The 20,064-nt window shown below is 68.4% G+C and carries 18 protein-coding genes; 8 read left to right on the top strand and 10 right to left on the bottom strand.

The genetic code is table 11. The features are described 5' to 3' along the window. Positions 1-103 precede the first annotated feature (103 nt). The 4 genes from MUG78_RS00090 to MUG78_RS00075 all read left to right on the top strand — a co-directional run bounded on the left by MUG78_RS00090 (position 104) and on the right by MUG78_RS00075 (position 4,395). On the top strand, positions 104-1,234 hold the full coding sequence (locus MUG78_RS00090) for an NDMA-dependent alcohol dehydrogenase (protein ID WP_246991018.1): 1,131 nt from the start codon (positions 104-106) through the stop codon (positions 1,232-1,234). A 143-nt stretch (positions 1,235-1,377) separates the two neighbouring features. Beyond that, complete coding sequence (locus tag MUG78_RS00085; RefSeq protein ID WP_246991016.1) at positions 1,378-2,337, top strand: hypothetical protein; 960 nt, start codon at positions 1,378-1,380, stop codon at positions 2,335-2,337. Positions 2,338-2,408: 71 nt separating this feature from the next. After that, positions 2,409-3,218, top strand: coding sequence for a serine hydrolase domain-containing protein (locus tag MUG78_RS00080; RefSeq protein ID WP_246991013.1), 810 nt, complete (start codon positions 2,409-2,411; stop codon positions 3,216-3,218). A 106-nt stretch (positions 3,219-3,324) separates the two neighbouring features. Next, positions 3,325-4,395, top strand: coding sequence for a baeRF3 domain-containing protein (locus MUG78_RS00075; protein ID WP_246991011.1), 1,071 nt, complete (start codon positions 3,325-3,327; stop codon positions 4,393-4,395). A gap of 84 nt (positions 4,396-4,479) precedes the next feature. On the opposite strand, the gene MUG78_RS00070 is transcribed toward MUG78_RS00075, so the two are convergent. Then, positions 4,480-4,887, bottom strand: a complete 408-nt coding sequence (locus MUG78_RS00070; protein ID WP_246991008.1) for a nuclear transport factor 2 family protein — start codon at positions 4,885-4,887, stop codon at positions 4,480-4,482. A 66-nt stretch (positions 4,888-4,953) separates the two neighbouring features. On the opposite strand from MUG78_RS00070, the gene MUG78_RS00065 reads away from it, so the two are divergent. Further along, complete coding sequence (locus MUG78_RS00065) at positions 4,954-5,313, top strand: hypothetical protein (protein ID WP_246991005.1); 360 nt, start codon at positions 4,954-4,956, stop codon at positions 5,311-5,313. Here MUG78_RS00065 and MUG78_RS00060 read toward each other — a convergent pair. The 7 genes from MUG78_RS00060 to aceE form a co-directional block, all read right to left on the bottom strand. Then, positions 5,298-5,816: a DUF3145 domain-containing protein gene (locus MUG78_RS00060; protein WP_246991003.1), complete on the bottom strand. Its 519-nt coding sequence runs from the start codon at positions 5,814-5,816 to the stop codon at positions 5,298-5,300. The two genes, MUG78_RS00065 and MUG78_RS00060, sit on opposite strands and share 16 nt — an antisense overlap. Before the next feature lie 218 nt (positions 5,817-6,034). Next, entirely contained in the window at positions 6,035-7,486 is a 1,452-nt protein-coding gene (locus MUG78_RS00055; protein WP_246991001.1) for an acyl-CoA carboxylase subunit beta, read from the bottom strand. A gap of 28 nt (positions 7,487-7,514) precedes the next feature. Continuing rightward, positions 7,515-8,783 (bottom strand): KasA/KasB family beta-ketoacyl-ACP synthase, encoded by a 1,269-nt coding sequence (locus MUG78_RS00050; RefSeq protein WP_246990998.1) that lies wholly within the window; start codon positions 8,781-8,783, stop codon positions 7,515-7,517. Continuing rightward, the gene (acpM, locus tag MUG78_RS00045) at positions 8,783-9,088 is read right to left on the bottom strand and encodes a meromycolate extension acyl carrier protein AcpM (RefSeq protein ID WP_246990996.1); all 306 of its coding nucleotides are present in this window, start codon (positions 9,086-9,088) and stop codon (positions 8,783-8,785) included. Before acpM ends, MUG78_RS00050 begins: the two co-directional genes overlap by 1 nt. 113 nt (positions 9,089-9,201) lie before the next feature. After that, complete coding sequence (locus tag MUG78_RS00040; protein ID WP_246990993.1) at positions 9,202-10,113, bottom strand: ACP S-malonyltransferase; 912 nt, start codon at positions 10,111-10,113, stop codon at positions 9,202-9,204. A 206-nt stretch (positions 10,114-10,319) separates the two neighbouring features. Beyond that, complete coding sequence (locus MUG78_RS00035; protein ID WP_246996705.1) at positions 10,320-11,549, bottom strand: PucR family transcriptional regulator; 1,230 nt, start codon at positions 11,547-11,549, stop codon at positions 10,320-10,322. An 87-nt stretch (positions 11,550-11,636) separates the two neighbouring features. Then, positions 11,637-14,411 carry a pyruvate dehydrogenase (acetyl-transferring), homodimeric type gene (aceE, locus tag MUG78_RS00030; RefSeq protein WP_246990990.1) on the bottom strand — a complete coding sequence of 925 codons (2,775 nt, stop codon included), beginning with the start codon at positions 14,409-14,411 and terminating at the stop codon, positions 11,637-11,639. A 272-nt stretch (positions 14,412-14,683) separates the two neighbouring features. On the opposite strand from aceE, the gene MUG78_RS00025 reads away from it, so the two are divergent. The 3 genes from MUG78_RS00025 to MUG78_RS00015 all read left to right on the top strand — a co-directional run bounded on the left by MUG78_RS00025 (position 14,684) and on the right by MUG78_RS00015 (position 16,217). Continuing rightward, positions 14,684-15,187, top strand: coding sequence for an Rv2240c family protein (locus MUG78_RS00025; protein ID WP_246990988.1), 504 nt, complete (start codon positions 14,684-14,686; stop codon positions 15,185-15,187). A gap of 146 nt (positions 15,188-15,333) precedes the next feature. Continuing rightward, positions 15,334-15,747, top strand: coding sequence for a DUF3052 domain-containing protein (locus tag MUG78_RS00020; RefSeq protein WP_246990987.1), 414 nt, complete (start codon positions 15,334-15,336; stop codon positions 15,745-15,747). Continuing rightward, complete coding sequence (locus MUG78_RS00015) at positions 15,747-16,217, top strand: peroxiredoxin (protein WP_246990984.1); 471 nt, start codon at positions 15,747-15,749, stop codon at positions 16,215-16,217. The genes MUG78_RS00020 and MUG78_RS00015 overlap by 1 nt, the downstream gene beginning before the upstream one ends. 3 nt (positions 16,218-16,220) lie before the next feature. Here the strand turns inward: MUG78_RS00015 and MUG78_RS00010 are convergent, their stop codons facing one another. Together MUG78_RS00010 and MUG78_RS00005 are read right to left on the bottom strand one after the other, a co-directional pair. Next, on the bottom strand, positions 16,221-18,683 hold the full coding sequence (locus MUG78_RS00010) for an acyltransferase family protein (RefSeq protein WP_246990981.1): 2,463 nt from the start codon (positions 18,681-18,683) through the stop codon (positions 16,221-16,223). Positions 18,684-18,915: 232 nt separating this feature from the next. Further along, positions 18,916-19,785 carry an SGNH/GDSL hydrolase family protein gene (locus tag MUG78_RS00005; protein ID WP_246990979.1) on the bottom strand — a complete coding sequence of 290 codons (870 nt, stop codon included), beginning with the start codon at positions 19,783-19,785 and terminating at the stop codon, positions 18,916-18,918. Positions 19,786-20,064 lie beyond the last annotated feature (279 nt).

The raw sequence follows: 20,064 nt of genomic DNA, 5'->3' as shown, positions 1-20,064 counted from the left end.
TTGGCGTCGGGTGACTACTGTCACTGACAGAGTGCGGGGCCACCGCGCGTCATGTCCGAGCCGCCGGAGTCGGCGGTGTGCAAATCGAGTGAGGTTGGGAATTTTGAAGACTAAGGGTGCAATCCTCCGGGAGCTCAACACGCCGTGGAAGATCGAAGAGATCGAGATCGGTGATCCCAAGGCCCATGAGATCAAGATCCGGATGGAAGCGGCGGGCATGTGCCACTCCGACCATCACCTGATGACCGGCGGCATCCCGATGGCCGGCTTCCCGATCCTCGGCGGCCACGAAGGCGCCGGCGTGGTGGAGGAGATCGGCGAGGGCGTCACCGACTTCGAGGTCGGCGACCACGTGGTCCTGTCGTTCATCCCGTCGTGCGGCAAGTGCAAATCGTGCAAGGCCGGCGTCGCGAACCTGTGCGACTTCGGCGCCATGCTCCTGCAGGGTGAAGCAGTCTCCGACCACACCTTCCGCATCCACACCGCCGACGGCGAGCCGGTCTACCCGATGACCCTGCTGGGCACCTTCTCGCCGTACATGGTGGTGCACGAGGCGTCGGCCGTGAAGATCGACAAGGACATCCCGTTCGAGGTCGCCGCGCTGTGCGGCTGCGGCATCCCGACCGGCTACGGCAGCTCCACCCGCAGCGGCGACGTCCGCCCGGGCGAGGACGTCGCCATCATCGGTGTCGGCGGCGTCGGCACCGCGGCACTGCAGGGCGCCAAGATCGCCGGCGCCCGCAACATCTTCGCCATCGACCCGGTGGAGTGGAAGCGCGAGCAGGCCCTCAAGTTCGGTGCCACCCACGTCTTCGCGTCCATCGACGAGGCGATGAACGAGATCGGCAACGCCACCGAGTGGGGCATGTGCCAGAAGGTCATCGTCACCGTCGGCGAGGTCTTCGGCAAGGACGTCGACACCTGGCTGAGCATCACCGCCAAGAACGGCACCTGCGTGGTGACCGGCATGGGCAACATGATGGACAACTCGGTGACGCTGAACCTGTCGATGCTGACCCTGCTGCAGAAGAACCTGCAGGGCTCCATCTTCGGCGGCGCCAACCCGAAGCTGGACATCCCGAACCTGCTGTCGATGTACAAGATCGGCAAGCTGAACATCGCCGACATGATCACCCGTGAGTACCGCCTCGACCAGATCAACGAGGGCTACACGGACATGCTCGAGGGTCGCAACATCCGCGGCGTGATCCGGTACACCGACGAAGATCACTGATCGACGCCGCGCCCCGGCGCGGTGGCACCACCGAAATGTCGTGGGAGTGGAATCGTCCGCTCCCACGACATTTCGCTGTCCGGTGGTTCTGCTTGCACGAGAACGCATTACAGTGATCGCGATTGCACCGATCTGGAGGAACGATGGCCGAGAGTAAGAAGCCCCGCAGTAGCAAGTCGTCGAAGTCGCGCGCCGAGCGCGGCGCCGAGGTGGCCGAACAGAACACCACCTCCGGCGGCTCTTTCCACGCGTCGCCGGAGGCGAAGTCGACGGCGCTGAAGCTGCGCATCGTCGCGATGGTCCTGTGGATCGTGGCCATCGGGCTGGAGATCTTCACCATCGTCTGGGCGCTGCTGCCGGACAAGCCGGTCAACACCTGGCTGATCATCGGCCTCATCGTCGGGATCGCCGTGCTGACGCTGGGCGGATCGCTGCTCTGGAAGAAGGCCAACCGGTACGACCCGGCCTCGGAGAAGGACAAGGTCCGGTTCTTCGTGCAGAACCAGCTGGGCGTCATCATGACGATCCTGGCGTTCCTGCCGCTGATCGTGCTGATCTTCCTGGACAAGAACATGGACGGGAAGCAGAAGGGCATCCTCGGCACCGTCGCCATCGCCGTGGCCGTCCTGGTCGGCGTGTTCTCCTTCGACAAGGACGCTCCGTCGGTGGAGCAGTACAGCGTCGAGGCCAACGTGGTGAAGGAACTGACCGGCGCGGACAAGGTCTTCTGGACCAAGAACGGTTCGGCCTTCCATGTGTGCGCCGAGGTCCCGGACCTGAGCCGGTCCAAGGACATTCAGGACGGCACCGTGACCGCGGCCCATGAGGCCGGGATTCCGCGCCTGACCAAGAAGTGGGTCTCCGAGGCCACCAAGAACTGCGGCTACACCACCGCCGACGTGGACCGGGTCCTCGGCAACGTCGACGACGTGAGCCGCACCCTCGACGAGGGCCAGGTGATCGAGCAGTCCGGCGAGCTCGAAGTGGCGCCCGAGGTGATCGACGAGGAGCCGACCCCGGCCCCGAACGAGACCACGCCGAACGAGACGGCCCCGGCCACGACGACGCCGACCCCGCAGACTCCGGCGACCTCCACGCGCTAGACCTCCACCCGCTGGAGCTCCAGCCGCGAGACCCGTACCGGCGGCCGTGTGCCGCCGGTAGGGTGCGGGGCGTGGAAGCACTGCAGCAACTGGCCGACTGGCCGGTGGAGAACGTGTCCGCCGCGGTCCTGGCGCCCGGCCGCGCCCCGGCGACCTTCGGCGACGTCGATCGGGTGTACCCGCTGGCGTCGGTCACCAAACTCCTTGTGGCACAGGCGGTCCTGGTCGCGGTGGAGGAAGGGGCAGTCGAGCTCGACGACCCGGCCGGGCCGCCCGGCGCCACCGTGGCGCACCTGCTGGCGCACGCCTCGGGTCTGGCCTTCGACAGCCGCCACGTGACGGCGGCGCCCGGCACGCAGCGGATCTACTCGTCGGCCGGCTACGCGGTGCTCGCCGAGATCGTCGAACGCGAGACCGGGATCGCCTTCGCCGATTACCTGCGCGAAGCGGTCACCGAGCCGCTGGGCATGACGCGTACGGCGCTGCTCGGACCGGCCGGGCACGGCGCGTCGTCGACCGTGGCCGATCTCGCCGGGTTCGCCGCGGATCTGCTTGCCCCGCAACTCCTTTCGCCGCAGACCGCGGAAACCGCGCGATCGGTGCAGTTCCCCGGACTGGCGGGCTTCGTGCCGGGCTACGGCAAGTTCGCGCCCAACGACTGGGGCCTGGGCCCGGAGCTCAAGGGGGACAAGAATCCTCATTGGACGGCCCCCGATCACTCGCCGTCGACCTTCGGCCATTTCGGTCAGGCGGGGACGTTCCTCTGGGTGGATCCGGTGCGTGACGCCGCCGCGGTGGTGCTCACCGATCGGCCTTTCGGGGCGTGGGCGAAACCGTTGTGGGGCAACTTCAATCAGGGCATCCTGACTGAATTGCGGTAATCGCGAACAGCTAGAATATGGGTGTCGGAGGAAGAGCACCGGATCCGGTGCGGCCGCCGTCTCGACGCCTCGACCTGCGTCGAAACTTCAAAGAGGAGGCATTCCTTTGGCCCGCTATGAGTTCCCGACCACCGCCGAGCTACTCGAGATGGGTGCCCCCAAGGAGAACGCGGTCACGGTCTATCTGCCGGCCACCGCGGCCGACTACGACGTGGCGCGGACCACCGTGAAGAGCTCGATGGACGGTGCCATCCGCACGCTGCGCGAGCGCGGTGCCGATCATGCGATCGAAGAGGCCTTCCACGCGATCACCGAGGCGATCCTCGCCGACGACTGCTGGGACGTCCTGTCGCGGTCGCTGGCGGTCTTCGCCACCGCCGACGGTGCCGAGATCTTCGTGCTGCCGAACAACCTGGAGCACCAGGTGCAGGTCGGCAAGTACTGGGATCTCGGGCAGATCGTCCGCTCCGTGGCCAACCCGCAGCGCGCCTTCGCCGTGACCCTGTCGGCCAGCGAATGGCACGTGTGGTCCGCATCGGGGACCACCGAGGCCCACGAGCTCAAGGTGGACGAGAACATCGTCGATCCCCGTGCGCACGGCGACGACCGCACCCAGGCGCTGGAGGCGTACGCCAAGCGCGTGGCCGCCAAGGTGGAGTCGATGCTGACCAACGCCGACCCCAGCGGTGAGCGTCCGCTGTTCCTGTTCGCCACCGACCCGTTGGAGGGCATGTTCCGCGAGAACTTCACCGGCCGCCGCGAAGTGGTGCTGATCCCGGGCAATCCGGACGAGCTGCGCGCCGATCAGGTGGACGCGGCCATCCGCGCCGGCCTGACCGAGATCAACGCCCGACGCAGCACGGAGACGGTGGACACCATCGCCGACGGCACCAGCAAGGGCCTCGTGGCCCTGGACCTGGGCGACATCGCCCGGGCCGCGGTCGCGGGCGCCGTCGACACCCTGGTGTACGACTTCACGGTCGACACGCTGGGCCGTCTCGACAACGCGACCGGTGAGGTGACCTACCTCGACGACGGCTACGACTTGATGTCGCGGATCGCCGTGGTGGTGCTGCAGAACAGCGGCCGGGTGGTCCCGGTCCGCGCCGGCGAGGTGACCTCGGAGATCTGGAACGACGTCGCCGTCGCCCGCCTCCGCTACCCACTGTCGCGCTAGGCGAGAGGTGACGAAACCCTGTCCCGGACACGTTGTCCGGGACAGGGTTTCGTCGTTACGTGGTACTGGGGCCGGGACTTCCCGCTACTGCTGCCGGCGCTCCAGGTACGACAGTGCCTGCGCCTGGATCGCCTCGAAACGCGCGCCCATCTCGCGGGCGAGGGCTTCGGCGGCGCGCAGCGGTCGCACCATCACCATGAAGTCGACGATCTTGCCGTCGTCGTCGTAGGTGAGGAAGTCGCAGCCGGTGATCGCCAGGCCGTCGACCTTCGCCTCGAAGATCAGGGCGTGGCCGCCCTCGGGGTCGGCGATCTCGCGGACGTAGACGAAGTCCTCGAAGACCTCGGACACTGCGCGCAGGATCGCCGAGGTGATCGCCTTGCCCGGGTAGGGGGAGAAGGCCACGGGGCTGCGGAAGACGACGTTCTCGGCGAGCAGGGCGTCCACGGCGTCCATGTCCCGGGTTTCGATGGCGTGGCGGAAGGTCGACATGGCGGGTGTTCCTCATCGGGTGGGTTATCGTCTCGGGCGAGTGTCGGGTTCGAAAGGGGACGTGCCATGCGGGATCTGACCGCAGACGATCTGGGTTTGCTGCTGTCGCTGTTCGCGGTGCTCCTGCTGGCCTTCTCGGCCAACTTCCACTTCTCCCGCAAGGCGGTGCGTCGACACCGCCGCGCCGCGGTGGCCTTCGTGGTGATCAACTTCCTCGGGGAGATCTCCACGGTGATCGCCCTGTGCCTCACCTGGGTGGCGCTGTGGAGCCCCAAGGCCTGGGAACAGATCGACGACCTGCTGGTCTTTGTGCCCGGAAGTATCGCGGTGGGGTGCGCGGTGGTCCTCACCATCGAGTCGGTGTACGCCCGGGCCGCGCACATCGTCCGCGTGGAACGGGCGGACTCGGGTCAGCCGACGCGCTGACGCAACCAGGTGACCTCGGCGCCCACGCCGCCCATGCGGTAGGGCTCGAGGGCCTCGTCCCAGGCGGTGCCCAGGGCCGACTCGAGTTCGCCGGCCAGCCCGAAGCTGTCCGGCTGTGCGTCGAGCATGGCGCGCAGCTGCATCTCGCCGAGGATCACGTCGCCGTTGGCGCTGGTGGATCCACGCCACAGACCGAGGCCGGGCGCGTAGGCGAAGCGCTCGCCGTCGACACCCTCGCTCGGGTTCTCGGTGACCTCGAAGAGCAGCCCGGACCATTCGCGCAGGGCGTTGGTCAGGCGTGCGCCAGTGCCGACGGGGCCGACCCAGTCGACGGTCGCACGCATGCGGCCGTCCTCGGCGGCCTGGGCGGACCACTTGAGGTCCGCGCGGGCGTTCAGCGTCGACGACAGTGCCCACTCCACATGCGGGCACAGCGCGACGGGAGCGGCGTGGATGTACACCACACCGCTGGTCAGATCCGCAAACTGGTTCAGATTGCGCACGTTGTTTCACCTCCGGTTCGACGAGGAACGTCTTCCCCAACGCCTAGTCGGCCCGGATAGCACACTGTTGATACGAATTATGCCCTGAGTGGTACGTGTTGCGCCAGTGGTTGGACGAGATTACCGGCGTGTCGTGCGACGGGAGTGTCGCCGGCAGTGGTATCGAAGTGGCTGCTGTTGCATATGTGGCAGGTGGGACTTGCTGTCGGACTGCTCGATCAGAGCGGAATGTTCCGGTGGCGTCCGCGCCGAATGGGCGTCGCGGCGATCACCTCGGCCACCCGGCTGCGGGTGGAGGCCGGATCGATGATCTCGTCGACCACGCCGATCTCCTGGGCGCGCGCTACCCCGCCGGCGATCTGCTCGTGTTCGACGGCGAGACGATCGTGCAGCGCCTCCCGCTCGTGATCGGCCGCGGCGGCGAGGGTCTTCTTGTGCAGGATGCCGACGGCGGCCTTGGCGCCCATCACCGCGACCTCCGAGCCCGGCCAGGCGAAGACGGCGGTGGCGCCCAGCGCCCGCGCATTCATGGCGATGTACGCGCCGCCGTAGATCTTGCGGGTCACCAGAGTGACGCGGGGGACCGAGCAGTCGGCGAAGGCGTGCAGTAGTTTGGCGCCGCGTCGCACCACTCCGCCCCACTCCTGGTCGACGCCCGGCAGGTAGCCGGGGACGTCGGTGAGGACGATGAGGGGCACGCCGAAGGTGTCGCAGAGGCGGACGAACCGGGCGGCCTTCTCGGCGGCCTCGGAGTTCAGGCAGCCGCCCATCCGGATGGGGTTGTTCGCGATGACGCCGACGCTGCGTCCGGCCAGCCGGCCGAAGCCGACGGAGATGTTGGGCGCCCACTTGGCCTGCAGCTCCTCGTAGGTGCTGATGCGCGTGGTGCCCGCGGCGTCGAGTTGGGTGTCGAGCAGTCCCTCGATCACCGGGCGCACGTCGTAGGCGCGCCGATTCGATTCGGGGAGAAGGGCTTTGAGGTCGGTGTCGCCGGCCTCGGCGTGCGCGCGGTCGATGTGGCCGGGCTGGTCGAAGGTGGCCACCAGGCGCCGGGCGCGCCAGTAGGCGTCGGCCTCGGAGGCGGCGGTGATGTGGCTGACGCCGGACTTGCGGCCGTGCGTGTGGGGGCCGCCGAGCGACTCCATGTCGACGTCCTCGCCGGTGACGCTGCGGACCACGTCCGGGCCGGTGACGAAGACGCGGCCCTCGGGCGCCATGATCACCACGTCGGTGAGGGCCGGGCCGTAGGCGGCGCCGCCGGCCGCGAAGCCGACGACGACGGAGATCTGGGGGACCGCGCCGGACGCGCGGACCATGGCCTCGAAGACGAGGCCGACCGCATGGAGGGCTTCGACGCCCTCGGCCAATCGGGCGCCGCCGGAATGCCAGATGCCGACGACGGGGGCCGCTAGGTCGATAGCGGTGTCGATGGCGGCGACGAGGTTGGCGCAGCCGTCCACGCCCATCGCGCCGCCCATGACGGTGCCGTCGGTGCAGTAGGCCACGGTGGTCACACCGTCGACCTGACCGGTCGCCGCCTGCACCCCCGAACGATCTCGGGGGTGCAGGAGCACGACGGTGCCCTCGTCGAAGAACTGGGTCAGACGCAGCAACGGATCGCGGGGATCGGTCGCTTCCTCATGGCCGGGGGTGGGAGCCAGAGCAGTCATCGGGTTCTCCTGACGCGGGGCGGGAAGGTCAGTAGCGTCCGAACGCGAGCGCTACGTTGTGACCGCCGAATCCGAAGGAGTTGCTCAGGGCGTAGTCGATCTGCCCCTTGCGCGCCTCCCCGTGCACGACGTCGATGTCGCCGCACTCGGGATCCAGGTTCTCCAGATTCAGTGTCGGCGGGATGATGCCCTCTTCCACCGACTTGATGGTCAGGACCGCTTCCAGGGCGCCGACGGCGCCGATCGAGTGGCCCAGCGCCGACTTCGGCGCGTAGATCGCGGCGTGGTTGCCCACGGCCGCCTGAATGCCCAACGCTTCCGCGGTGTCGCCGATCGGGGTCGACGTCGCGTGCGCGTTGACGTGGGTGATATCCGACTTGGACAGGCCGGCGGTCTGCATCGCGCGAGCCATCGCTCGCGTGTTGCCCTGACCGCTCGGGTCGGGGGCGACCAAGTGGAAACCGTCGGACGTGATACCGGCGCCCATCACGCGAGCGTGAATGTGCGCACCGCGCGCCCGAGCATGATCTTCGCGCTCGATGATCAGCATGGCGGCGGCTTCACCGAAGACGAAGCCGTCGCGCGACGAGTCGAACGGACGCGAGGCGCCGGCCGGATCGTCGTTGCGGGTGCTCATGGCACGCATCATCGAGAACGCGGCGATCGGCACCGCGTCGATGTGTCCTTCGACGCCACCGGTGAGCACCATGTCGGCGTCACCCATGACGATGTGCCGCCACGCGTGAGCGATGGCTTCGGCACCGGACGAACACGCCGAGACCGGGGTGATCACACCGGCGCGGGCGCCGATGTTCAAACCGGCGACCGCAGCGGGGCCGTTCGGCATGGCCATCGAGACGGCCAGCGGCGACACCTTGCGGTAGTTGCCCGACGATTCGATCGCCTTGACGGCGTCGATCATCGCGTCGCCGCCGCCCTGGCCGGTGCCGATCACCACGGCGAGCCGTTCGGGATCGACCTCGGGGGTGCCGGCCTGCGCCCAGAGGCGCTTGCTCATGACGTGCGAGATGCGCTCGACGTACGCCATGCGGCGTGCTTCGACGCGGGTCACCTCTTCGGCGGGGTCCTCCAGCAGCCGACCGCCGATGCGGCAGGGCAGCTCGCCGTACTTGGTGACGAAGTCGTCGGTGAGCTCCCGAATGCCGGACTGGCCGGCCAAGAGTCCCTGCCAAGTGGAGTCGAGGTCGACGCCGAGCGAGGTGGTGGCGACCATCGAGGTCACGACCACACTGGGGAACTCTCCACCGCGGGTGGAAAAGTCACGCAGTTCGGTCATCAGTTGTCCTTGTCGGCCTCGATCTGCGCGGCGATCGCGGCGGCGGCCTCGGGGTTCTCAGCCTCGAGCTTCTGGATGTAGCCCACGGCGTCGCCCACGGTGCGCAGGTTGGCGAGATCCTCATCGGGGATCTTCACGCCGTACTTGTCCTCGGTCTGCACGGCGATCTCGACCATCGACAGCGAGTCGATGTCCAGGTCGTCGACGAAGGACTTCTCCATGGTCACTTCGGACGGCTCGATGCCGGTGACCTCTTCGATGATCTCGGCGATGCCGGCGACGAGTTGTTCCTGAGTTGCAGCCATGGGGTTCTCCTTTAATGCTTTTCGGGTATTTCGATGTTCCGGAGTGCGACGGTGCGCCGCATTGGACGAGCCGCGGGGGCGGCTCTCCGGGTTGGGTCGGGGGTGCCGACCGCTTATCCAAGTCCTGGGAGGTCCTCCAGATCGGCGGGGACCTTGACGGCGCGCGAGGGCACGCCCTTGAGTTCGCGCTTGGCGATGCCGACCAGCGTGCCGCCCGGGAGCAGCTCGACGATGGCGTCGGTGCCGGCCTCGCGCATGGCGGCGGTGCACAGGTCCCACCGCACCGGGCTGGTGACCTGGGTGACCAGCTTGGCCAGCGCGTCGGCGCCGGAGGTGACCGGTGCGCCGTCGGCGTTCGACAGCAGGGTCAGCGAGGGATCGCGCGGGGTGATGGTCGCGGCCGCAGCGGCGACGGCGTCCTGCGCGGGGGCCATGTAGGCGGTGTGGAAGGCGCCGGCCACCGCGAGCTTACGGATGCGGGCCTTCTCCGGGGCGTCCTCGATCAGCTTGTCGATGTTCTCGACGGCGCCGGCGGCGACGATCTGCCCGGTCGCGTTGCGGTTGGCGGGGATCAGGTCGTACTGCTGGAGCTTGGCGAGGACCTGCGCCTCGTCGCCGCCGAGCACGGCGGCCATGGTGGTGGGCTCCAGTGCGCAGGCCTTGGCCATCTCGGCGCCGCGCACGGCAGCCAGGCGGACGGCTTCGTCGTCGGTGATGACGCCGGCCATGGCCGCGGCGGCCAGTTCGCCGACCGAGTGGCCGGCCACGATGGTGTCCGCGGGCAAGTCGCCGTACTTCGCGCGCAGCAGTCCGTAGGACAGCAGGGCGGAGGCGACCACGAGGGGCTGGGTCACCGCGGTGTCGGTGATCTCCTCGGCGGTGGCCGAGGTGCCGAGGCGAACCAGGTCCAAGCCGATGGCGTCGGACCACGCGGTGACGCGGTCGGTGGTGCCGGGCACGGTCAACCATTCGGTGAACATGCCGGGAGTCTGAGAACCCTGTCCGGGCGCAAGCAACGAGAGCACGTGACTAGAGAACACCGTTTCGGGGTCGCTGCGCGGGGTTGATCAGTCCGAACCTTTGGGCCTGTTTTTGTAGGGTTCCTACAAACGGGGGATGCGTGACCCCCGCGGCTTGCCCTCATCGTTGTCGCTCCGAGATCCGTTACACAATCGTTGCAAGAGTGCTTCTGCCAGCGCCGATGTGGCCCACAAGCGGAGGCTGGTGGGTCTCAAGTGGTTTGGGATGACGTTTCGTCGTCGAAATGTGTCAATCGGCCGACGGTGCCTGCGACACGCAGGACGTAGGCGTCGCGGGGGTGACTTGGGTCACGACCGGTGGCGTCCGCGATCTTTTTGAGGCGATACCGGATCGTATTTGGATGAACGTACAAGGCGCGGGCCGCGGCTTCGATCGATCCTCCGGCGTCCAGAAAGGCGCCCAGAGTGGTCGACAAGGTGCCTGCGGCATCGGCGAGCGGGAGGACGAGCGTCTCGGTCATGGTGCGCATCGCGCTGCGGTCGCCGTTGAGCGCGCGTTCGGGCAGCAGATCGGAACTGTAGGTGGGGCGCGGTGCGCTCGGCCAACCGCGGATGGCCTCGATGCCCGCCGTCGCCTCGGTGGCGCTCGCCGGGGAGGCGGCCAGATTGGGCATCGTCGGTCCGATCACCACGGGGGCGTCGGCGAAATGCTCGAGCAGATCGGTGAGGAATCGGTCGGTGGGGTTGAGAGTGCCGCTGATGATGGTCACGAGGCGGCGGCCCTGCACCACCGACAGCGCGGCGCGGTCGTACTGCTTGGCAGTGTTGTGGATGGCCAGCGGTACCGAGACGTTCCGCTCCGGGGGCGGGGAGCCGACGATCACCGTGGCCGGCGCCGCCGAGTCCCAGTTGAGGGCGGCGGCTCGCGACATCAGCTGCGGCCCGGTGTCGCCGCGCATCACGTCGTCGACGACGAGGGCCTCCAGTCGGGAGTCCCAGGCACCGCGGGATTCGGCCGCGGCGGCGTAGATGGCCGCTGCGGCGAAGCCGATCTCGCGTCCGTAGCGCAGCACGGCTTCGGTGAGCGCCCGCAGCTGCGCGTCGTCGCGCGCCAGCAGGGGCAGCCACTTCTCGAAGAACTCCATGGCCACGCGGACCATCTCCACCGTCTGGAGCAGGGTGATGCGCCGCGCGAGATCCTGCGGCACCACCTGGAAGGCCTGCACGGTGAATTTGATGTTGCCTTCGGGATCCTGGATCCAGTCGACGAAGTTCACCACGGCGGTCTGCACCACCAGCTGCACGCTGGCCCGTTGCGACGCCTCGAGGTCGCCGAAATACGGCAGCTGGGTCGACATGGCAGTGACCGCCTCGTTGGAGAGGCGGCCACTGTACTGCTTCACGCGACGCAGCAGCGTGTCCGGGAGGGCGTCGTGCACGGACGGCCCGGTCGGCACGTGCTTCCCGAGGGCGCTCACGATGTCGTGTTCCGGATGTTCCGGGTTCTCCGGTCGGTCCGGTTCAGCGGTGGCAGGCACCCTTTCAGCCTAGTGGCTCACTGCGAGGTGCTAGGCGACTCCCGGATCGGCGGTGTTCGCGGGTGCGGCGTTCACGTCGGTGATCTGATACTTGACTGCGGCGTCGGCGGCCACCGAGCGGTCGATCTTGCCGTCCCGTGCGAGTCCGACCAGCACGGCCACCGCGATCGACGCGGCGTCGACGTTGAAGACCCGACGGGCCGCCGAGCGGGTGTCGGAGAAGCCGAAACCGTCGGTGCCGAGCGTCAGGTAGGTGCCCGGCACGTAGGCGCGGATCTGCTCCGGCACGCCCCGCATGTAGTCCGACGCGGCGATGAACGGTCCGGAGCTCTGCTCCAGGAGTCCGGTGACGAACGGCTGGCGAACGATGTTCTCGCGCAGTTCTTCGCGGTCGCACGCGATGCCGTCGCGGGCCATCTCGGTCCACGAGGTCACCGAGTACACGTCGGCGGCCACGTCCCAGTCGCGCGCCAGCATCTCCTGCGCCGCCAGCCCGTCGCTCATGGTGACGCCGGAGACCAGGATGGACGCGCGATGCTGCTTCGGCTCGGGTGCCGGGCGGTACAGGTAGCCGCCCTGGACCAGCGAGGCCACGTCGAGCTGCTCCGGCTGGGCCGGCTGGTGGATGGGCTCGTTGTAGACGGTGATGTAGTAGTACACCTGCTCCGGATCCGGGCCGTACATCCGCTCCAGGCCGGAGAAGACGATGTGCGCCAGCTCGTAGGCGAACGCCGGATCGTAGGAGACCACGCCCGGGTTGGTGGCGGCGAGCAGGTGCGAATGGCCGTCGGCGTGCTGCAGGCCCTCGCCGGTGAGGGTGGTGCGGCCCGCCGTGGCGCCGATGACGAAACCGTGCGTCATCTGGTCGGCGGCGGCCCAGAAGCTGTCGCCGGTGCGCTGGAAGCCGAACATCGAGTAGAAGATGTACAGCGGGATCATCGGTTCGCCGTGGGTGGCGTACGACGTGCCCACCGCCGTGAAGCTGGCGGTGGAGCCCGCTTCGCTGATGCCCTCGTGCAGGATCCGGCCGGCGGAGTCCTCCTTGTAGGCGAGCATGAGCTCGGCGTCGACCGACGTGTACAGCTGCCCGGACGGGTTGTAGATCTTCAGCGTCGGGAACCAGGAGTCCATGCCGAAGGTGCGGGCCTCGTCGGGGATGATCGGCACGATCCGCTTGCCGATCTCCTTGTCGCGCAACAGCTCTCGGAACACGCGCACCAGCGCCATGGTGGTGGCGACCTGCTGCTTGCCGGAGCCGTTGCTGACGGCCTTGAGGGCCGCGGAGGTGTCCGGGGTCAGCGGCTTGGGCGTGAACTCGCGGCTGGGCAGGAACCCGCCGAGCTCGGTGCGTCGGCGCAGCATGTACTCGACCTCGGGGGAGTTCATGCCCGGGTGATAGTACGGCGGCATCGTCGGGTCGGCTTCGAGTTCGGCGTCGGTGATCGGCACGTGCGTGGTGTCGCGGAACACCTTGAGGTCGTCGAGCGTCATCTTCTTCATCTGGTGGGTCGCGTTGCGGCCCTCGAAGTGCTCGCCGAGCGTGTAGCCCTTGATGGTGTGCGCGAGGATCACCGTCGGCTGACCCTTGTGCGACAGCGCCGCCTGGTAGGCCGCGTAGATCTTGCGGTAGTCGTGGCCGCCGCGCTTGAGGTTCCAGATGTCCTGGTCGGTCATGTTCGCGACCAGTTCCTTGGTGCGCGGATCGCGGCCGAAGAAGTGCTCGCGGATGAAGCCGCCGTCGTTGGCGCGATAGGTCTGGTAGTCGCCGTCGGGCGTCTTGTTCATCAGGTTGACCAGCGCGCCGTCCTGGTCGGCGTGCAGCAGCGCGTCCCACTCGCGGCCCCACACCACCTTGATGACGTTCCAGCCCGCGCCGCGGAAGAACGACTCCAGTTCCTGGATGATCTTGCCGTTGCCGCGCACCGGGCCGTCCAGCCGCTGCAGGTTGCAGTTCACCACGAACGTCAGGTTGTCGAGGTGGTTGATGGCCGCGATCTGCGCGAGACCGCGCGATTCGGGCTCGTCCATCTCGCCGTCGCCGAGGAACGCCCACACGTGCTGCTGGGAGGTGTCCTTGATACCGGTGTCGTGCAGGTAGCGGTTGAACCGGGCCTGGTAGATCGCGTTCATCGGCCCCAGCCCCATCGAGACGGTCGGGAACTGCCAGAACTCCGGCATCAGGCGGGGATGCGGGTACGACGGCAGGCCGCCGCCGAGGCCGGCGTGGCTGTGTTCCTGGCGGAAGCCGTCCATGCGGTCGGCGTCGATCCGCCCCTCGAGGAAGGCGCGGGCGTAGATGCCGGGGGAGGCGTGGCCCTGGATGAAGATCTGGTCGCCGCCGCCGGGATGGTCCAGACCACGGAAGAAGTAGTTGAAGCCGACCTCGTAGAGCGAGGCCGACGACGCGTAGGTGGAGATGTGGCCGCCGACGCCGATGCCGGGGCGCTGCGCGCGGTGCACCATGATGGCCGCGTTCCAGCGGATGTACGAGCGGAACCGGCGTTCCATGTCCTCGTCGCCGGGGAATTCGGGTTCGAGGTCGGTCGGGATGGTGTTGACGTAGTCGGTGGACGTGAGGGACGGCAGCTGCACGCGCTTGTCGTCGGCCCGCTCCAGCATGCGGAGCATCAGGTACCGCGCGCGCTCGGGGCCGGCGGCGTCGAGCATGGCGTCGAACGACTCCAGCCACTCATCGGTCTCGCCCGGATCGGAGTCGGCCAGGTAGCTCGCGACACCGTCGCGAATCACCTTGACTCGATTGGTGCTGGACGGCGGTCCTGCGTTCTCGTCGGCCTGATCAGTCACGTTGTCACCTTGTCTCGTTGCGCGCGGCCTCGCAGGGGGTCGGCGAGACCGGTGGTTGCGCGGTCGCGAAGGGTGGTGCGACCGCGCGCGGCGCTTTGTCGCGAAGCGTCCGCACGATCCATCGTGCACCATGTCACAGCCGATGGCAGTAGATGTGTCGAGTCACTCATGGCTCGTTGTTCGGACACGGTGTCCGGCGCGGAGTAGCGTGCCGCAGGGAGGCGGTCGACGCGGGGAGCAGTCGGCTCGTCGGTCGTGGGGAGGAGCGGGACATGCGTGGTGCGGTGCACACCGGTGTCTTCGTGGCTGTGCTCGCCTCGGTGGTCCTGGCCGGATGCAGCGCGGAGAAGGCGGCGCCGGGCGCGCCGTCGGTCAGCGTCACCACCGTCACCACCGAATCCCGCCAGAGCATCGACGCGGCCATCGGCGTCTGCCGCCAGACCATCACGTCGGCGGCGGTGATGGTCCGCGATTACAACGCCTTCGTCGCCCGGTTGAATCAGACGCACGACTACGGGCGGATCGACACCGAGGACCGGTATGCGCGCGACACGCTCGACACCGGTGCCGATCTGATCCGCACCGCATTGACCCCGGCGGTCCCCGACGACCTCGCCGCGAAGGTGCACGACTTCCTGACCGCGACCGAGCAACTGTCCGAGCAGATCGGCCAACGGCGCAAGCTGGCGCTGAACAAGGCGATGGACGATTGGGGCTCGCGACGCACCGAACTCATCGATGCGTGCGGTGAATTCCTGCCCACCGGCACCAACTGAATCGTCGTCGAAGCACGCGATTGCGGGTAAGGCCTGTTCGCCGTGGGGATCAACCCTCTAGGCTTAGCGTCGACAGTCGAACCATCGACTTCGGGGGGTGCTCGCGCAGGCGGGCCCGTCGAACTGGAAAGAGGAGGTCACAACCGGTGGTAGCCACCACAGAGGGCGGCAACGCCAGCAAGCTCGGATTCGTCAAGGGAATGGTGATTCAAGAGCTCGGCTGGGATGAGGACACCGACGACGATCTGCGGATCGCGATCGAGGATCTGATCGACGACGAGATGCTCGACGAAGACGCGGTCGACGTGATGGACGCGGTCCTGCTCTGGTGGCGTGACGGCGACGGCGACCTCGTCGACGCACTGGTTGACGCGATCGGCCCGCTGGCCGAAGGCGGCTTCATCTGGGTGGTCTCGCCCAAGACCGGTCAGGACGGCTACGTCGATCCGACCGAGATCGCCGAGGCGGCGCCCACCGCGGGCCTCAGCCAGACCAAGGTGATCAACCTCGGCGAATGGTCCGGTTCGCGCCTGGAATCGCGCGCACGCGGCAAGCGCTGATGGCCGTCCCGATTCCGGTCGGCGCCGTCGCGCCCGACTTTCTGCTCCGGGACCAGAACAATCAGGAAGTGGGCCTGGCCGCGCTGCGCGCGAAGGGGCCGGTGCTCCTGGTCTTCTTCCCGCTCGCCTTCACCGGAACCTGCGAAGGCGAACTCGGTTACCTCCGCGATCACCTGCCGGAGTTCGAGAAGCGCGGACTGAGCGTCGTCGGCCTCTCGGTGGGCCCGCCGCCCACCCACAAGGTGTGGTCGTCGGCGCAGGGCTTCCTGTTCCCGATCCTGGCCGACTTCTGGCCGCACGGCGCCGTCGCCGCCGAGTACGGCGTATTCGACGACACGCGCGGCATCCCCAACCGGGGGACGTTCGTGGTGGACGTCGACGGCACCGTCGCCTTCTCGGCGATGGTCGGACCCGGGGAAGCGCGCACCGAGGAGACCTGGGCCGCGGCCCTGGCCGTCCTCGAGCAGTAGCGACTACTTCTGCTGGTCGGCCGGCGGCTGGACGGCGTCGACCGAGCGCAGCAGGCAGCCGGACGGGGCGAGATCGTCCGCCGGGTACACGGTGGCCAGCGCGGTCGCGAGCATGGTGGCGCGGGCGGCGTTGCCCTCCGGCGTGAAGTGCACGCCGTCCTCGAACCAGCTGTCGTTCACTTCCCCGGCCAGGTCGTAGACCCGCAGGTTGGGGTAGCGCTTGCACGCGCGGATCAGCGCCTTGTTGAACCGCGCCATGGCCCGGTTGTTGTAGGCCGGGTTCTCATTGAGGCGGTTGGTGGAGATGGTCGGCCACAGCACCGGCTGACCCTTCAGGGGCTCCATCAGAAGATCGATGCGCATGTCGAGCGGTCCGGGACCGCCGACCTCCACGTTCGCGGTGTCGTTGATGCCCTTGGCCATCACCCAGCAGCCCTGCCAGCCGCGCTGGAGATCGGTCTGGATGGCTTCGAGGGCATTGGGCTCGCCGTTGAGGCGCTCGATGCTCGCGCGTCCGCCCGCGACGTCCGAGTGGTACTCCTTCGCACCGACCCGCTTGTACTGTGCCGCAAGCCGTTTCGTGGGATCCGGCTGCAGACCGACGTCCTCCATGCCGATCGACGTCGAATCGCCGACGTGGATCACCTCGGTGCAGCTGGTGCGCCGGAGGTCCGCGGGCAGGGTCGGGCCTATCGGCTCGGTGGTCGGCTTCCCCTCGTCGTCCGCCAGGTCGGTGTCGACGGCGGACGAGGAGAAGGCGCGCACCACCGCCATGTCCGGGTTCAGTAGGTTGGCGCCGATCATCAGCACGGCGGCGAGCGAGAGGATGCCGGTCACCGCACCCACCGATCGCCAGGCGCCGCGACGCGTGCGGGTGCGCCGGTGCGGATCGGGGATCACGACGACGAGGGGTTCCTCGGCGGTGGGTTCCTCGTCTGTGGGTTCCTCGTCTGCGGGTTCCTCGGCGGGTGCTTCGTCGGCGGGGCCTTCGTTGGTGTCGTCATCAGACTCGTCCGCGGAGTCCTCCGCCGCCTCGTCCGCGTCGAGCAGCGCCGCGGGAGTGCCGGCCGCGTCGTCGGTGTGGTCCATCACGACCATCGCGAGCGAGGGCTCGCGGACGGCGCGTTCGTCGTCGGTGCCCTCGTCGTCGGTGCTCTCGGTGTCGGGGTCCTCGGCGTCGTCGTCCGCGAGTACGGACGGGCCGCTCAGGATCGCGGTCAGGTCGACGGGTTCCTCGACGATGGTGCGAGCGGTCGATTCGGGCCGGGTCGCGGTCTGATCGTCGGGGTCGGGGTCGGGCGTCTCGTCGACGATCGCGCGGGGAGCGGGATCGGCGGCCGGCGGCGTCGCGGGGGCGTCGGGGTCGTGGTGCTTGCCGGTGAGCGCGCCGACGAAGCCGTAGCGCCGGATCGGATCCTCGACGTAGCGCCACGACAGGGTCGCCAGCACCACGGTGATGCCGATGACGAGCAGGGCGCTGAACCACGGCGCATCGGTGCGGACGGCGAGCGGGACGAACGCGACCACCGGCATGTGCCACAGGTACAGACCGTAGGAACGCTCGCCGATCCAGCGCAGCGGCGGCAGGGCGAGGAGGGTGGCCACCAGCGTCTGCGGGGCCACGGCGGCGGCGAGGACGGCCATCGTCGCCAGCGTCAGCACCAGCAGCCCCCAGGAGTAGAGGCTCATCGAGGTGTCGTTGGTGGCGACCACGAGGTAGATCACCGCGGCGAGACCGGCCAGCGCCGCGACGTCGAGCCAGCAGCGTTGGGTGTGGGTGACGCGGTGCTTGCGGGCCGGCCACCAGAAGGCCATCGCGGCACCGAGGAGCAGGCCGCCGGCACGGGTGTCGGTGCCCTCGTAGGCGCGGGTGTTGTCCAGGACGGGGGAGGCCAGGTCGTAGAGCAGATAGAACGAACCCAGTGCCAGGCCGACGGTCACCAGTGTGATGCCGATGCGTCGTGTGACGATCAAGTACAGCAGCGCCAGCACCAGCGGCCACACCACGTAGAACTGTTCTTCGATCGACAGCGACCACAGGTGGCTGAGCGGGCTGGGGCCGCCGAAGCGGTCGAAGTACGAGGTGCTGGAGGCGATCGTGTACCAGTTGTTCACGTAGAACAGTGCCGCCAAGGACTCCCAGAGGTATCCGGTGAGCTGGTCGGGCACCATGACGGCGGCGGTGACCAGGGTGGCGGCGAGAACCAGGACCACGGCGGGGACCAGGCGCCGGAACCGCCGGATCCAGAAGGTGCGCAGCCCCAGCCCGCCGGTCTTCTCATGGCTGGAGATCAACAGCGAGGTGATCAGGAAGCCCGAGAGGGTGAAGAACATGCCGACCCCGAGCAGCCCGCCGCCGAACCCCGGAACGTCGAGGTGATAGAGCACCACGAAGACCACCGCGAGCGCGCGGAGGCCGTCGAGGGCCGGCAGGTAGGACGCAGAGTTGTGTGTGGGGCGGGGCATGGGGGAGAGCGCGCATTCCTCGATGGTTGCCGACAGGTACCGTGCGGCCCCTCGACGAACGATTCACGGGCGAAGACTCATGCCGCAACGCACCACGATATCGCGGCGACCGCGCACCGCGTGTCCCCGGATCGGACTAATCACCACGATTGTTCGGCGTGTCGACAGTGAGTGTGCTCACATCGCGAACCGGCTTGTCCCGGTTCGGTCTTGTCCCCGGTCGGTTCTCCCTTCAGCGGGCGACGCCGCGCGGCGTGCCGGCGGCGGCGGGGAACGCGGTGGCGAGCGCCGTCGCGAACAGTCGGTTCCGTTGCGTGGTCCCGGACTGGTTGAAGTGGATGCCGTCGTCGGTGAACCAGCTCGGCTGCGCGTCGGCGGCGAAGTCGTAGACGCGGAGGTTCCGATGGCGGGTCGCGGCGCGGGCCAACGCGGCGTTGAAACGGTCCATGTTCGCCGCGTCGTAGCCGCGCACCGACGGGTTGCGGGTCGCGACGGTGGGCCAGAGGACCGACTGGCCGTCGACCGCCGCCATGATCGCGTCGATCCGCTCGTCGGCGGAGACCGTGCTGCCGACCCCCACGTTCGCGGCGTCGTTCACGCCCATGGCGATCACCCAGCAGCCCTGCGGGTTGCGGGTGCGCTCGGTGGTGACGGCGTCGAGCGCGTTGGGCTCGCCGTTGACGCGTTCGACGATGGACCGCCCGCCGGTGGCGTTCAGGACGGTGCGCGCGGCGCCGACGCGCTCGTACTGGGCGCTCAGACGGTCGGCGGCGTCGGGGAACTTCGCGGGGTCGTCGATGCCGACGGACGTGGAGTCGCCGATGTGGATCACCTGGCGGCAGGAGGTGCGACGGTCCCCGCTCGGCGGGAGCTGCGGGGCGGCGTCGGGGAGCAGCAGGGTGAACAGCGACGGCAGGTCGGCCGACAGGTTCGGCGTGCCCGGCAGCTCCTGCAGGATCTGGCCGGCGACGCCCATCAGCTCGCTCATCGGGTCGGCCTCGGCCGGGGCGGGGGCACAGGTCAGCGCGGTGGCGGCGACGGCGGTGCCGGCCACGGCGAGGGCAGCACGGCGAGCGAGTCGTCGTTTCAGATCAATAGTCACAGTGGTACTATTGCACCCCACTGGTAACACGCCTGGCAACCGGGAGCAGGTACCGGATCGATCACGAAACCGGCAGCGGGTTCCCGTCCGGCCCTTGTCCTGCCGGGCCGCACCTCGGTCAGATCATGTGCGTGGAGACTGAGCGACGATCCGCTCACCGAGCGCCGTGTCGCCCTCGATCTGCACGGCGGTCGCATCGGCGGTGGTGCGACCGCCGCCGATGAGACGGGCGTAGTCGGCCAGGTCCACGCGCAGGTCAACGTCCGCTGGCCGTCGAGC

The organism is Gordonia alkaliphila (genome assembly GCF_023017165.1).
GTDB lineage: Bacteria > Actinomycetota > Actinomycetes > Mycobacteriales > Mycobacteriaceae > Gordonia > Gordonia alkaliphila.
The sequence above is the reverse complement of the archived record's forward strand: the minus strand, read 5'-3'. Positions and strand labels throughout refer to the sequence as shown.

What these genes read in the sequence shown, in the direction of transcription:
- MUG78_RS00085 (WP_246991016.1), top strand. Translation starts at nt 1,378, where the DNA reads ATGGCCGAGAGTAAGAAGCCCCGCAGTAGCAAGTCGTCGAAGTCGCGC.
- MUG78_RS00070 (WP_246991008.1), bottom strand. Translation starts at nt 4,887, where the DNA reads ATGTCGACCTTCCGCCACGCCATCGAAACCCGGGACATGGACGCCGTG.
- MUG78_RS00065 (WP_246991005.1), top strand. Translation starts at nt 4,954, where the DNA reads ATGCGGGATCTGACCGCAGACGATCTGGGTTTGCTGCTGTCGCTGTTC.
- MUG78_RS00055 (WP_246991001.1), bottom strand. Translation starts at nt 7,486, where the DNA reads ATGACTGCTCTGGCTCCCACCCCCGGCCATGAGGAAGCGACCGATCCC.
- MUG78_RS00050 (WP_246990998.1), bottom strand. Translation starts at nt 8,783, where the DNA reads ATGACCGAACTGCGTGACTTTTCCACCCGCGGTGGAGAGTTCCCCAGT.
- acpM (WP_246990996.1), bottom strand. Translation starts at nt 9,088, where the DNA reads ATGGCTGCAACTCAGGAACAACTCGTCGCCGGCATCGCCGAGATCATC.
- MUG78_RS00025 (WP_246990988.1), top strand. Translation starts at nt 14,684, where the DNA reads ATGCGTGGTGCGGTGCACACCGGTGTCTTCGTGGCTGTGCTCGCCTCG.
- MUG78_RS00015 (WP_246990984.1), top strand. Translation starts at nt 15,747, where the DNA reads ATGGCCGTCCCGATTCCGGTCGGCGCCGTCGCGCCCGACTTTCTGCTC.
- MUG78_RS00010 (WP_246990981.1), bottom strand. Translation starts at nt 18,683, where the DNA reads ATGCCCCGCCCCACACACAACTCTGCGTCCTACCTGCCGGCCCTCGAC.